Here is a 12,168-nt window from a genome sequence, read left to right as displayed (position 1 = left end):
CTGGCTATTTATCCAGTAATATTGGCGCATGGCCAAAGAAAAAACCCAATACACCTGCACCGACTGCGGCGGCATCACCGCCAAGTGGTTGGGCAAATGCCCAAGCTGCAACGCGTGGAACACGCTGATTGAAACCGCGGTCGACAGTAGCGGTCCTGCCAAAAACCGCTATGCAGGCATGGCTGCTCTGGCACCTGCGTCCGAAGTGGCCATCCTCTCCGACATCGAAGCCCAAGACGTGGCGCGCACGCCCACTGGCCAAGAAGAACTTGACCGCGTGTTGGGCGGCGGCATGGTGGAAGGCGGTGTGGTGCTGATTGGCGGCGACCCTGGCATTGGCAAATCCACCTTGATCTTGCAAGCGATGGATGGCTTGCAACGCAGCGGCATGAGCACCTTGTATGTGACGGGCGAAGAATCTGCCTCGCAAGTGGCTTTGCGCTCGCGCCGTTTGGGGCTGGACCACAGCCAAGTGCAAGTGGTGGCCGAAACGCAGCTTGAAAAAATATTGTCCACCGTGGACAAACTGCAACCCGCCGTGGTGGTGATGGACTCCATCCAAACGGTTTATTCCGACCAGCTCACCAGTGCCCCCGGCTCGGTGGCGCAGGTGCGCGAATGTGCGTCACACCTCACACGCATGGCCAAGTCCACAGGCACGGCAGTGGTGTTGGTGGGCCACGTCACCAAAGAGGGTGCATTGGCTGGCCCTCGTGTGCTGGAGCACATGGTGGACACGGTGCTGTACTTTGAAGGCGACACACATTCGACGTACCGACTTGTGCGTGCCATCAAAAACCGCTTTGGTGCGGTGAACGAAATTGGCGTGTTCGCCATGACCGAAAAAGGCTTGAAGGGCGTGAGCAACCCCAGTGCTATTTTCTTGAGCCAACACTCCGAGCCGGTGCCCGGCAGTTGTGTGCTGGTGACGCTGGAGGGCACGCGCCCCATGCTGGTGGAGATTCAAGCCTTGGTGGACAGCGGCGGCCCGTCACCGCGCCGCTTGAGCGTTGGATTGGACCGCGACCGCTTGGCCATGTTGCTGGCTGTGTTGCATCGCCATGCAGGCGTGGCATGCATGGACCAAGATGTGTTTGTCAACGCTGTAGGAGGTGTGCGCATCAGCGAGCCTGCGGCTGACTTGGCCGTGTTGTTGTCCATCCAAAGCAGCTTGCGCGGCAAGCCGCTGCCACAAGGCTTCATCGCTTTTGGCGAAGTGGGTTTGGCGGGTGAGGTGCGCCCTGCACCGCGCGGTCAAGAGCGTTTGAAAGAAGCGGCCAAGTTAGGCTTTACCGTGGCCGTCATTCCAAAAGCCAACGCACCTAAAAAGCCCATTCCCGGCATGACGGTGCATGCGGTGGAACGGGTGGATGAGGCGATGAGCTTGGTGCGTGAATTGGGTTAAAGCCCACGCTTAAGCAAATGTGTCTTTCATCAAGGTGTTGAACCACACGCCCATTTGCGTGTAATTGCGCGATGAAATACTGGCCGACTCCACCGCTGCACCGCCTGAAGTTTGCCCCCCATTGCTGGCCACTTTGATTTGCCCGAGCGAGGTGTCGTACTGGTAAACCGCTGTTAGCCACGAGGCGGTATTCGACGTGATGGGCGAGTAGCAGGCCGAGTTCGCCACAGGCGCAGCATCAGGCGAGCCACCGCCGAGCAGGCGAATAATGGCGTCTGCGCAAATCTTGCCTTCTTGGTTGCCCACATGTCCGGCTTTGGGTAAGCCGCATTGGGCTGCATCGCCAATCACATGCACGCCCAGTGCTGCGGTGGACTCATAGCTGAGTGGGTTGACCATTGCCCAACGTCTATCTAAGGAGTTGTTAAGTCCCGCTGTAGCAAACCAACCCGAAGTGTCGTTCGCGTCCAAGCTGCCTGCGCCAATGCCTGCCGCACGGTGAGCTGGGATTGGATTGACCACGCGTGCGTTGATGGTTTGTGTGGCACCGCTGCCAATGGCGTAGGTCACCACCTTGGTGTCGGAGTTGATTTGGATATTGCGTGCATTGCTTTGGTAAGAGATGACACCTGCATGCACAAAGTCAAACGCATTTTGAAAAGTGCCGCTCTCCGCCTGAATATTGGCGTTTTCATCCAAGACAACCACGCGGCAGTTGCTGCGGCCTGTGCGCTTGAGTAAGTCAGCCACCACACACGCCCGCTCGTAAGGGCCGGGTGGGCAACGGTAAGGTGCCAGAGGAATCGTCATAACAAACGTGTCGCCGTTGGCCATGCCCGCAATCTGGTTGGCCAACAAGGTGGTTTGTGCACCCGCCCGCCAAGCGTGAGGGGTTTTGGTGTCGTAGTCGCTCACGCGCAGGCCGTAGGCCGCCATGAACTCCACGCCGGGAGCCACCACCACACGGTCATACGACAGAGGTGTGCCATTCGCCAGCAACACTTGTTTGTTGACCGTGTCCAAGCTGACCACGCGGTCTTGCACCAAGCTCACGCCATAGGAAGAGGCCAGCACATCGCGTTTGTAGTCCAACGAGGCCATGGTTCGTTGTTGCGTCAGCACCAAGTTGCTCATGATGTTGGAGGTGTAGCTGGCATCGGTGTCGATCAAAGTTACATTCAGCTGCGCACCGCCCCAGAGACGTAAATATTTAGCCGCTGCTGCGCCCGCCATGCCGCCGCCAATCACAACCACATGGCCAGAAATACCGGTTTGTGCCAAAGCCAAGGACACATTGGAGCTCACCTCGTGTTCAAAGTCTTCGTCGTTGTCATTGTCCGCATGGGCCAACCAGGGCGACAAGCTTGCGGCACTCAGACCCAAAGCCGTCAAAAGCCAGTTGCGGCGAGAAGTAGGTGTGAATGGAGTGTTCATAGGTGTCGTCCTCATTGCTGCAGGTATTGAATGATGGTCTGCAGTTGTGCGCGGGTGTAACCCTGTGCATGTGCGGCCATGATGTTGCTGGGGCCCGTTTGGGTGAGGTACTCCAGCACCTCGTCGGCTTCGCCGCCGCGGATGCGATCAAACCCGCCATAGCCGCCTGTGCCGTGGCATTGGAAACAGTTAGAGGCCAGCAAGCGCCCCGTGGTGTTGGTAGCTTGGGTGACGACTGTTTTGCCGCCATAACCACGCGAGGCACGAGATGTGTCGTCGCGATGACGCTCGAAGTGCGACTTGGCTTGCGCTTCGCTACGTGTGAACCCCTGTGGAAGTCGGCTTGATACATCGTTATCGGTGGTCGATGCGCTGGATAAATCAAGGTTTGAGCCGTTGCGTAAACGGCGACGAGATTCAGCGGTGATGCTGATGGCGTTGGTTTCTGGATCACCATCGCTGTCTAGTGTTTGTAGTGTTCGCAAAATGCGCACCACGCGCGCATCACTGCTTGAGCTGGCGCCTGTTACCAAATCAAGTGGTGTGACTTTGTCGCCGCTAGGACTAACGCTACCCAGCACTAAATTGCCGATTTTGAGTGTGACGCGGTCCCCCGAGCGGTAATAAAAATTGCCGTTGTCGTCGGTTGTTCCGCTGTAGCTTGGGCCTTCAAACTCTAGTCCTGCAACCGGCGAGTCAATGAACGTAGCCACTTGCATACCCGCAGATGCGGCGGTACTACCGCCGCCACCACCGCAGGCCGTCAGCAGCAAGGCTGCCAACACAGTGACGGCAAGCCGGCAAGGTTTTGAGAACGCATGTGACATCTGAACTCCATCGCAAAAAAGATTGAAATGAAGTTTGACGTGTGCACATTAAGGCAGCCTTAAGACACCTCCGTGTGCACCTTAAGAAAACCCTAAGAAGTGCTCATTAGCATTGGTTTTGAAAGGCATAAAACCATGCTCCCAAAGTTCTTCGCACTGTTGTTATTTGTCTCCCTCAACGCCTTGGCCGCCTCGCCCGCCGAGCTGTTAGCTGGCTACACCGCGCAATCGGGCCAGCCTGCCAATGCCGCAAAGGGCGAAACGTTTTTCAAAGCCAGCCACGGCCAAGAGTGGCAATGCACCAGCTGCCATGGCAAATCACCCATGACGGGTGGGCGTCACGCCAGCACCGACAAGGCCATAGAACCCCTCGCACCTGCGGCCAACGCCAAGCGTTTCACCGACAGTGCCAAAGCCGAAAAGTGGTTTCGCCGCAATTGCAAAGATGTGCTCGCACGTGAATGCACGGCAGCCGAAAAAGCCGATGTGTTGGCTTGGCTTATCAGTGTGCGTTGATTGGAGATCGCAATGAATTCAACTCTTTCAAATTCAGGTCGCGCTTTACTCGTGGCAGTTTGGTTAGCAACTACCAGCGCATGGGCTGACAGCTACAAGGGCCCCACACCGCCTGAGGTGTACACCCAAGAGTGCGGCAGCTGTCATTTGGCATTTCCGCCCAACTTGTTGCCCAAGGCGTCTTGGCAGCGCGTGATGAATGGCCTCGACAAACACTATGGCAGCGACGCTTCGTTAGACGCAGCCGCACAGAAGCAAATCGACACCTGGCTACAAACCTATGGCGGTCAAGGCAAGCGTGCGCGTGAAGAGCCGCCACAAGACCGCATCACCCGCTCGGCTTGGTTTGAGCGCAAGCACCGCGAGGTGAGTGCAGCCACGTTCAAACGTGCGTCCATCAAAAGCCCGGCCAATTGCACGGCCTGCCACCGCGATGCGGCCCAAGGTGACTTTGAAGAAGATCGTGTGAGGATTCCTAAATGAAGCCCGTGGTGGATTTAGGCACACGCATGGCCCATGCCAGCATGGCTTTGGCGTTTCTCATTTCTTATGTCACGTCAGAGTCTGAGTATTGGCGCTTGGTGCATGTGTATAGCGGCTACAGCTTGGCTGCGGTATTGGCATTTCGTTGGGTGTGGGGTTGGGTGGGGCCTGTGTCTGCACGTTGGGGTTTGCTGCTGCGACGCGTGGCGATGTGGCGTGTGTGGCTGAGCAAACTCAAGCAAGGTGAATGGCTCACCCGCAACTTTTGGGTGGGTGCCAGCAGTTGGGTGCTGAGCGCTGCGGTGCTGTGTATTTACGCGTTTTGCGCCGTAGCCATTGTCAGCGGGTGGGCTACCTACAATGAACTTTTAGGCGATGGTTGGTTGAACGATGCCCTGCAAGAACTGCACGAAGGTTTGGGCAACGCGGCCATGGCTGTGGTGTGTGTGCATGTGGGGTTGGTGGTGATGTTGCGCGTGTGGCGCGGCCCACAAGCTCTGCGACCGATGTGGCGAGGCTATGCGAATACTTCTGGCCGAGGATGATGAGCTGCTAGGCAGCGGCTTGCGTGCGGGCCTAGACCAGCGCGGGTTCCAGGTGGACTGGGTGCGCGATGGTGTGGCCGCCGAGCGTGAGCTGTTGGGTGCACAACACCAAGCCGCCGTGCTGGACATTGGCTTGCCGCGCCAAGACGGCTTGGCTGTGTTGAAGGCCGTGCGTGCGCGTGGCGTTGACACCCCCGTGCTGGTGCTGACAGCGCGCGACGCGGTGGCCCAACGCATTGAGGGGCTCAACCTGGGCGCCGACGACTATGTGGTCAAGCCTGTGGATTTGGATGAGCTGGCCGCCCGTCTGCATGCTTTGGTGCGCCGTGCGCACGGCAAAACACAAACGCTGTTGCAAGTACGTGACGTGGTGATGGACCCCAGCGCACGTCAAGTCAGCCGAAGCGGCGAGGCTATCAGTCTGTCTACGCGTGAGTTTGATTTGCTGCAAGCCCTGTTGCTCAATGCAGGGCGCGTGTTGTCGCGTGAGCAGTTGGAGCAGCACCTGTACCGCTGGGGCCACGAGGTGGAGAGCAACACCATCGAAGTTCACATTCACCACCTGCGCCGCAAGATGGGCGCGGGGCTGATCGACACCGTGCGCGGTGTGGGTTACATCGTCATGCCTTGATACGCGGACTCGCACCATGTCTCAGAAATTTTCTTTGCAACAACGCTTGCTCACTCGCACTTTAGGCGCGGTGTTGGTGGTGTGGTTTGCCACAGCTGCGTTTGTGTGGTTTGAAGCGCAGCACGAAGTGGATGAACTGCTGGATGCCCACTTAGCCCAATCGGCCGCTTTGTTGGTGGTGCAACAAAATGCCACACCAGAAGACGATGAGCCCTTGCTGGATGCGCCCACCTTGCACAAATACGCACACCGCGTGGCCTACCAAGTGTTTGACGAAGACCGTTTGGTCATGCATTCGCCCAATGTGGCGCACACGCCCATGGCCCAGCACAAACAAGGCTTTCAAACGCTGACCTTGGCCGATGGCAAATCGTGGCGCATCTTTGCTGCCCCAGGTCGTGACCGCGATGTGCAAATTTATGTGGCCGAGCGGGTAGACAGCCGTGACGAAATTTTGCGCGCCATGATGATGGGCTTTTTGCCGCCGCTCACTATTGCCTTGCCTTTGCTGCTGATCGGTTTGTGGTGGAACGTGCGATCGGGTTTGCAGCCTTTGCAGCGCCTGCGCCAAGCGCTGTTGAAGCGCGACACCCAAACCCTCACGCCCGTCAACTTGCCTGAGACGCCGCAAGAGGTGCAACCCATGCTGGATGCGCTCAACGACTTGTTGCAGCGGTTGGCCCAGCGCATGGAAACCGAGCGCCGCTTTACGGCCGATGCCGCCCACGAATTACGCACACCCATCGCGGCCATTCGAGCGCAAGCGCAAGTGGCATTGAGCGCGGCCATAGATGACCGTGTCCGTCAGCAAGCCTTGCAAGACACCTTGATGGGTTGCGATCGTGCGTCGCGTGTGGTCGAGCAGTTGCTCACCTTGGCCCGAGTCGAGGGGCCGCAAGATGTGGCTTCGGAGCCTTTCCGTCTAGACCAACTGGCGCAACAAGTCATGGCCGATCTCACGCCCGACGCCTTGCGACGTGGACAAACGCTTGAATTGCTGGCGCCTGAGCCGCTGCAAGTCAATGGCCAAAGCACACTGTGGCAGATCTTGTTGCGTAATCTGATCGACAACGCTTTGCGTTACAGCCCCGACGGGTCGGTGGTACGCATCGAGGCACAGCGCCTAGACCCACGCCATGTGCAAGTGACCGTGCAAGACAGCGGCCCAGGCCTGGCAAGCGCGGACATGGCCCGTTTGGGCGAGCGGTTCTTTCGCGTGTTGGGCAATTCGGCCACGGGCAGCGGCTTGGGCTGGTCCATCGTGCGTCACATCGCCAGCTTGCAGCACGTCGATGTGCAGGTGGGCAAGTCGGCAGACCTGGGTGGTTTGCAAGTCACCCTGCGTTACCCGCACGCGTAAAAACTTTGCGCCGAGCCTGAGACAATAGGCGCATGAACTTTCAAAGATATTTGGTGCCTATTGGCACAGTGGGCTTTACCGCGTGGGCCTGGCAAAGCTGGGGTTGGATGGGGATTGCCATGGTGGTGACCGGTGGCGTCATGTGGCTGCTGCTGTATTTCACGCGCTTGGTGCAAATCATGAAGCGTGCGAGCAACCGCCCAATTGGCTTTGTGGACAGCGCCGTCATGCTCAATGCCAAGCTCAAAGCGGGCGTAAGCCTGATGCACGTCATCGCCATGACCCGCGCTTTGGGACAACTTGAAACCGAAAAGGGCGCCCAGCCCGAGGTGTTCAGCTGGCGCGATGGCAGCCAATCGGTGGTGCGCTGCGTGTTTGTGCAAGGCAAGCTGCAAAGCTGGACCTTGGACCGCCCGTTTCAAGCCACGGACGTCGAGCCCGTGAGCCACGCAGCCAACGACTAACCACCGAATGAGCGGTCTTTAGGCCCGCTAAAATGAGCCATTACGCCAAAACTGGCGACCACAACAACATCAGTCCAAAGGAAATCCCATGAGCGTCGTGATCCCATCATCCATGTCTGACCGTGACGGCAAAATTTGGATGGACGGCCAGATGGTCGATTGGCGCGATGCCAAGATCCATGTGCTGAGCCACACCTTGCATTACGGTTGCGGCGCCTTTGAAGGCGTGCGCGCATACAAAACCGAGCAAGGCACCGCCATCTTCCGTCTGCAAGAGCACACCGACCGCCTGTTCAACAGCGCCAAAATTTTGCGCATGAACATCCCGTTCACCAAAGAACAAGTCAACCAAGCGCAATGCGATGTGGTGCGTGAGAACAAGCTCGAAAGCGGTTACCTGCGCCCTCTGACTTGGATTGGCGACAAAAAGCTGGGCGTTTCGCCCAAAGGCAACACCATCCACTTGATGGTCGCGGCTTGGACTTGGGGTGCGTACCTCGGCGAAGAAGGTATGAAGCGTGGCATCCGCGTGAAGACCTCTAGCTACACCCGCCACCACGTCAACATCACCATGACGCAAGCCAAGGCAGTGAGCAACTACACCAACTCCATCTTGGCCAACATGGAAGTGACCGACGAAGGTTACGACGAAGCCCTGTTGCTGGACACCTCAGGCTTTGTGTCTGAAGGCGCTGGCGAAAACATCTTCGTCGTCAAAGACGGCGTGATCTACACCCCCGACTTGTCGGCTGGCGCTTTGAACGGCATCACCCGCAACACCGTGTTCCATATTGCCAAAGATTTGGGCCTCGAAATCGTACAAAAGCGCATCACCCGCGACGAGGTGTACATCGCCGACGAGGCGTTCTTCACAGGTACGGCCGCTGAAGTCACACCCATTCGCGAACTCGACCGCATCCAATTGGGTGAGGGCAGCCGCGGCCCGATCACTGAAAAAATTCAAACAGCGTTCTTTGACATCGTCAACGGCCGCAATCCCAAGTACGCACATTGGTTGACAAAGGTTTAAGAAAATGAGTAACCCAGTTGAACTCTTGGCCAAAGACCTCAATGGCAACGGCGGCGTGTACTGCCCCAGCGCCAAGGCCGACATGAAACTCTGGAACAGCCACCCCAAGGTGTACTTGGATGTGGCCAGCACGGGCGTTGCCAAGTGCCCTTACTGCGGCACCGAGTACAAACTCAAAGCCGGCGAGCACGTTGGCCACGGCCACTAAAAACGCGCTCATCATTGCGCCTCAATGGATTGGGGATGCGGTGATGACCGAACCCTTGCTGCGCCGCTTGGCTGCGCGCGGCGAGCGACTTACCGTCGCTGCCTTGCCTTGGATTGCACCGGTTTACCGTGTGATGCCAGGCGTGGCCGAAGTGATTGAGATGCCGTTCAAACACGGCGGCTTGCAGCTGATGGGGCGCATCAAACTCGCTAATCAGTTGCGTGGCAAGTTTGACGTGGCCTATGTGTGTCCCAACTCCCTCAAGAGCGCCATGCTGCCATGGATGGCAGGCATCGCCAAGCGCGTTGGCTACACCGGCGAAATGCGCTTTGGTTTGTTGACCGACCGCCTAGACAACCCTGATACCGAAGAACGCCCGCCCATGGTGGAGTGGTATGCGGCTTTGAGCCTGGTGGGCCAAACCCGCACCGGCCCCATGAAGCTCGTGGGCGATTTGCGCCCCGTGCTCAAAGCGGGTGTGGGTTTGTTAGATGAAGCGCTAGAAGAGCTGGCCACCAACATGCCCACGCTCCCCACCCTCGCCAAACACAGCTATGTGGTGTTTGCGCCGGGTGCTGAATACGGCCCTGCCAAGCGTTGGCCTGCCAAACACTTTGCCGAGTTGGCGAGCAAGATTGATCGGCCCGTGTTTTTGTTGGGCTCGGGCAAAGAGTTTGACATTTGCCAAGAGATTGCGACGACAGCCAACGCCGCCAAACCCGGCCACTGTTTTAACTTGGCCGGTCAAACCAACCTGATGCAAGCCTTCGCATTGATTGCCTATGCACACCGTGTGGTGAGCAACGATTCAGGAATGATGCATGTGGCCGCAGCTTTTGGCGTGCCACAAGTGGCGGTGTTTGGCTCATCCAGTCCTGAACACACACCACCCTTGAACGAGCGTGCACGCGTGGTGTGGTTGCGTGTGGATAAAAACTACCAACCGCCACTTGCATGTTCGCCTTGCTACGAGCGCACGTGCCCGTTGGGTCATATGCGTTGTTTAGAAGACGTGTCGGCCGAGCGCGTGTATCGCTTGCTTTGAGATCCGCCCAATCAATTCTTGTGCCGTTGGCACATCTGTAATCAATCCTACGCACTCGCCCACCGTGGCGTGTGCACGTGTGAAGTCACCCGCTTTCACGCCGGCGTCATAGGCAGCGCGAGCTGCATCTGGGTTCGCTTTTAAGCCAGCGATGTCGTTTTCAAGTGCGCGGTGCAAGTCGTTGCGAATGGCGCGGAAGTCATACGGGGCTGGCCAATTTTTGCGGCGCAAGATGTCAAACACCTCGCTGCGTGCGGTGCCGTCGCCGCTGGTGTGTGTGGCTTGGTTTTTTGCACCGGTGGCTGCCAAACTCTCAGTTGTGGCCCATAAACGTGAACCCACCAACGCACCATCTGCACCCAGCATTAAGGCCGCAGCTAAACCTCGACCATCGGCCACGCCGCCTGCGGCAAGTAGCAAGGTGTTGGGCGAGTGTGTGGCCAAGTAGTCGGCAATCTCAGGCACCAAAGTGAAGGTGCTGCGGCCTTCGAGTGCATTCGCACCGTGACCGCCTGCTTCACCGCCTTGCGCCACGATGACCGCCGCACCTGCTTCAATGGCTTGTGGCACTTGGTCTAAGCGTTGCACTTGGCAAATCAGCTGAGCACCCGCTTCAGCAATACGAACCGCGTAAGGGCGAGGGTCACCAAACGACAGCATGATGGCGCAAGGTTTTTGGGTGAGTATCCAGTCAAGTGCCTCGGTGTTTTCATCCAACTTCCAAGTGATGAAGCCGCAGCCCAAGCGTGCGTGGTTAGCGGTGTCATTTTTAAGAAGCTCATTCGCGAGCATGTATTCGCGTTGTGTCCATGCGAGGTCGCCATAGCCGCCGCCCACCAAACCCAGCGCACCTGCTTGCGCACAAGCGGCTGCCAATGCGCCACCCGTGGCGAGTGCCATAGGCGCTAAAGCAATTGGGGTACTCAGTTGAAAACGTTGGGTGAATCGGGTGTTCAGGGCAGCATGTGTCATGCCCAATATTGTGACGCGATTAGTCAGCCGGCAGCATCACCACAAACTGCGCGCCACCACCTTCGCGGTCTTGGCACTGCACGTGGCCACCATGGCGCTGCACGATGGCGCGCACCAGCGACAAACCCAGGCCCACACCGCCTTCGCGCTCACTTGCGCCGGGCAAGCGGTAGAAGGGCTCGAAGATGCGTTCGCGTAAATCGGGGGGCACACCTGGGCCACGGTCGCACACGCACAGGCGCACCCAGTGGCAGTTATTCTCCGTCAAGCTAGACAGTTGCACCTCAATGTCTGAAGTGCCATAGCGCCGCGCATTCTCTAGCAAGTTGCGCAAGAGGCGGCGCAGCAGTTTGGCCACGCCCGGTACCACGATGCTGTGCGGTTCAAAGCCCAGTTCTAAGTGGGCATCGACACGGGCGCATTCTTCGCTGGCAAGGCCGGTCAAATCTACGGCTTCCACAGTGCCTAGGTCGGCTTCTTTGGCATCGAGTCGGCTGGCCAACAAGATTTCGTCAATCAGTTGGTCAAGCTCGCCTACGCTGCGTGAAATCTCGGCCTTCATAGCCGGCGAGGGTGAATCGCCCATCAGCTCCAGCCCCATGCGAATGCGCGTGAGCGGCGAACGCAGCTCATGCGAAGCATTGGCCAACAACGACTTGTGAGACGTGACGAGTTGTTCGACGTGTTCGGCGGCGTGGTTAAAGCGTTGCGCGAGATAAGCCACTTCGTCATTGCCTTGCTCGGCCACGCGGGCCGACAAGTTACCGGTGCCCCATTGCTCCACGCCCTTTTGCAAATTTTCTAAACGACGTGTCAGACGGCGCACGATGGGGTAGGTGCCCAGTGCAACGGCCAGCGCCACGAGACCCAAGGTCCATGCAAATCCAAACGGGGGGCGCGACCAGAAGCTGTGCGGTGGGCGTGGCAGATGCACATGCATCAACTCGCCGTTGTGCATGCGCACCATGAACTCAGGGCCCGAGCCAAAGTGACCGGGTGGGTGGCGCATGTCAGGGCCCATGAGTGGACGTGCCTCGATAGGCAAGCCATCCGGTGGGCGCAAGCGCGCACGGCCTTGACCGACCAGTTCACCCTCGGCATTGCGCACCAGCACTTCGCGCAAGGGCGGCTCCGCCGTCATACGCATGACCCAGCCGGTGAGCAGTGTCAGTACAGCCACGGCCAACACCACCGCCAACCAAATACGCACATACAAAGGCAGATGAAAGGAACGTGTCGATGGCATAG

14 protein-coding genes are annotated in these 12,168 nt (G+C 58.2%); 10 read left to right on the top strand and 4 right to left on the bottom strand.

Going from position 1 to position 12,168, the window contains the following annotated elements; translation table 11 throughout:
* Nucleotides 1-28: 28 nt before the first annotated feature.
* Complete coding sequence (gene radA / locus C5F52_RS03225) at nucleotides 29-1,405, top strand: DNA repair protein RadA (RefSeq protein WP_104796861.1); 1,377 nt, start codon at nucleotides 29-31, stop codon at nucleotides 1,403-1,405.
* Nucleotides 1,406-1,414: 9 nt separating this feature from the next.
* Here the strand turns inward: radA and C5F52_RS03220 are convergent, their stop codons facing one another.
* Both C5F52_RS03220 and C5F52_RS03215 read right to left on the bottom strand, forming a co-directional pair.
* Nucleotides 1,415-2,839: an FAD-dependent oxidoreductase gene (locus tag C5F52_RS03220; RefSeq protein WP_161499638.1), complete on the bottom strand. Its 1,425-nt coding sequence runs from the start codon at nucleotides 2,837-2,839 to the stop codon at nucleotides 1,415-1,417.
* Between the two features lie 11 nt (nucleotides 2,840-2,850).
* On the bottom strand, nucleotides 2,851-3,666 hold the full coding sequence (locus tag C5F52_RS03215; RefSeq protein WP_104796859.1) for a cytochrome c: 816 nt from the start codon (nucleotides 3,664-3,666) through the stop codon (nucleotides 2,851-2,853).
* A 135-nt stretch (nucleotides 3,667-3,801) separates the two neighbouring features.
* Here C5F52_RS03215 and C5F52_RS03210 point away from each other — a divergent pair, with 135 nt between their 5' ends.
* From C5F52_RS03210 to waaF, 9 genes are all read left to right on the top strand, one after another.
* Entirely contained in the window at nucleotides 3,802-4,182 is a 381-nt protein-coding gene (locus tag C5F52_RS03210; protein WP_104796858.1) for a DUF1924 domain-containing protein, read from the top strand.
* Nucleotides 4,183-4,194: 12 nt separating this feature from the next.
* On the top strand, nucleotides 4,195-4,665 hold the full coding sequence (locus C5F52_RS03205) for a diheme cytochrome c (protein WP_104796857.1): 471 nt from the start codon (nucleotides 4,195-4,197) through the stop codon (nucleotides 4,663-4,665).
* Entirely contained in the window at nucleotides 4,662-5,210 is a 549-nt protein-coding gene (locus C5F52_RS03200; protein ID WP_104796856.1) for a cytochrome b/b6 domain-containing protein, read from the top strand. Before C5F52_RS03205 ends, C5F52_RS03200 begins: the two co-directional genes overlap by 4 nt.
* A complete protein-coding gene (locus C5F52_RS03195; protein WP_104796855.1) occupies nucleotides 5,185-5,841 on the top strand; it encodes a winged helix-turn-helix domain-containing protein in 657 nt (218 codons plus the stop codon). Before C5F52_RS03200 ends, C5F52_RS03195 begins: the two co-directional genes overlap by 26 nt.
* Nucleotides 5,842-5,857: 16 nt before the next feature.
* Nucleotides 5,858-7,201 (top strand): ATP-binding protein, encoded by a 1,344-nt coding sequence (locus C5F52_RS03190; protein WP_104796854.1) that lies wholly within the window; start codon nucleotides 5,858-5,860, stop codon nucleotides 7,199-7,201.
* Between the two features lie 32 nt (nucleotides 7,202-7,233).
* A complete protein-coding gene (locus C5F52_RS03185) occupies nucleotides 7,234-7,665 on the top strand; it encodes a glycerate kinase (RefSeq protein ID WP_104796853.1) in 432 nt (143 codons plus the stop codon).
* An 88-nt stretch (nucleotides 7,666-7,753) separates the two neighbouring features.
* A complete protein-coding gene (locus C5F52_RS03180; RefSeq protein WP_104796852.1) occupies nucleotides 7,754-8,695 on the top strand; it encodes a branched-chain amino acid transaminase in 942 nt (313 codons plus the stop codon).
* Nucleotides 8,696-8,699: 4 nt separating this feature from the next.
* Nucleotides 8,700-8,903: a zinc-finger domain-containing protein gene (locus C5F52_RS03175; protein ID WP_104796851.1), complete on the top strand. Its 204-nt coding sequence runs from the start codon at nucleotides 8,700-8,702 to the stop codon at nucleotides 8,901-8,903.
* Between the two features lie 43 nt (nucleotides 8,904-8,946).
* Nucleotides 8,947-9,948 carry a lipopolysaccharide heptosyltransferase II gene (gene waaF / locus C5F52_RS03170; RefSeq protein ID WP_236657725.1) on the top strand — a complete coding sequence of 334 codons (1,002 nt, stop codon included), beginning with the start codon at nucleotides 8,947-8,949 and terminating at the stop codon, nucleotides 9,946-9,948.
* Here the strand turns inward: waaF and C5F52_RS03165 are convergent.
* A complete protein-coding gene (locus tag C5F52_RS03165) occupies nucleotides 9,907-10,920 on the bottom strand; it encodes a nitronate monooxygenase family protein (protein WP_104796849.1) in 1,014 nt (337 codons plus the stop codon). The genes waaF and C5F52_RS03165 overlap by 42 nt on opposite strands.
* A gap of 19 nt (nucleotides 10,921-10,939) precedes the next feature.
* Entirely contained in the window at nucleotides 10,940-12,166 is a 1,227-nt protein-coding gene (locus C5F52_RS03160; RefSeq protein ID WP_104796848.1) for a HAMP domain-containing sensor histidine kinase, read from the bottom strand.
* Nucleotides 12,167-12,168: the final 2 nt, after the last annotated feature.

It is taken from the genome of Limnohabitans sp. TS-CS-82, from assembly GCF_002943475.1.
The sequence above is the reverse complement of the archived record's forward strand: the minus strand, read 5'-3'. Positions and strand labels throughout refer to the sequence as shown.

Bases quoted from the DNA above. Each gene is read 5' to 3' on its own strand.
- radA (WP_104796861.1), top strand. From the start codon at position 29: ATGGCCAAAGAAAAAACCCAATACACCTGCACCGACTGCGGCGGCATC.
- C5F52_RS03220 (WP_161499638.1), bottom strand. From the start codon at position 2,839: ATGAACACTCCATTCACACCTACTTCTCGCCGCAACTGGCTTTTGACG.
- C5F52_RS03215 (WP_104796859.1), bottom strand. From the start codon at position 3,666: ATGTCACATGCGTTCTCAAAACCTTGCCGGCTTGCCGTCACTGTGTTG.
- C5F52_RS03210 (WP_104796858.1), top strand. From the start codon at position 3,802: ATGCTCCCAAAGTTCTTCGCACTGTTGTTATTTGTCTCCCTCAACGCC.
- C5F52_RS03205 (WP_104796857.1), top strand. From the start codon at position 4,195: ATGAATTCAACTCTTTCAAATTCAGGTCGCGCTTTACTCGTGGCAGTT.
- C5F52_RS03200 (WP_104796856.1), top strand. From the start codon at position 4,662: ATGAAGCCCGTGGTGGATTTAGGCACACGCATGGCCCATGCCAGCATG.
- C5F52_RS03195 (WP_104796855.1), top strand. From the start codon at position 5,185: ATGCGAATACTTCTGGCCGAGGATGATGAGCTGCTAGGCAGCGGCTTG.
- C5F52_RS03190 (WP_104796854.1), top strand. From the start codon at position 5,858: ATGTCTCAGAAATTTTCTTTGCAACAACGCTTGCTCACTCGCACTTTA.
- C5F52_RS03185 (WP_104796853.1), top strand. From the start codon at position 7,234: ATGAACTTTCAAAGATATTTGGTGCCTATTGGCACAGTGGGCTTTACC.
- C5F52_RS03180 (WP_104796852.1), top strand. From the start codon at position 7,754: ATGAGCGTCGTGATCCCATCATCCATGTCTGACCGTGACGGCAAAATT.
- C5F52_RS03175 (WP_104796851.1), top strand. From the start codon at position 8,700: ATGAGTAACCCAGTTGAACTCTTGGCCAAAGACCTCAATGGCAACGGC.
- waaF (WP_236657725.1), top strand. From the start codon at position 8,947: ATGACCGAACCCTTGCTGCGCCGCTTGGCTGCGCGCGGCGAGCGACTT.
- C5F52_RS03165 (WP_104796849.1), bottom strand. From the start codon at position 10,920: ATGACACATGCTGCCCTGAACACCCGATTCACCCAACGTTTTCAACTG.
- C5F52_RS03160 (WP_104796848.1), bottom strand. From the start codon at position 12,166: ATGCCATCGACACGTTCCTTTCATCTGCCTTTGTATGTGCGTATTTGG.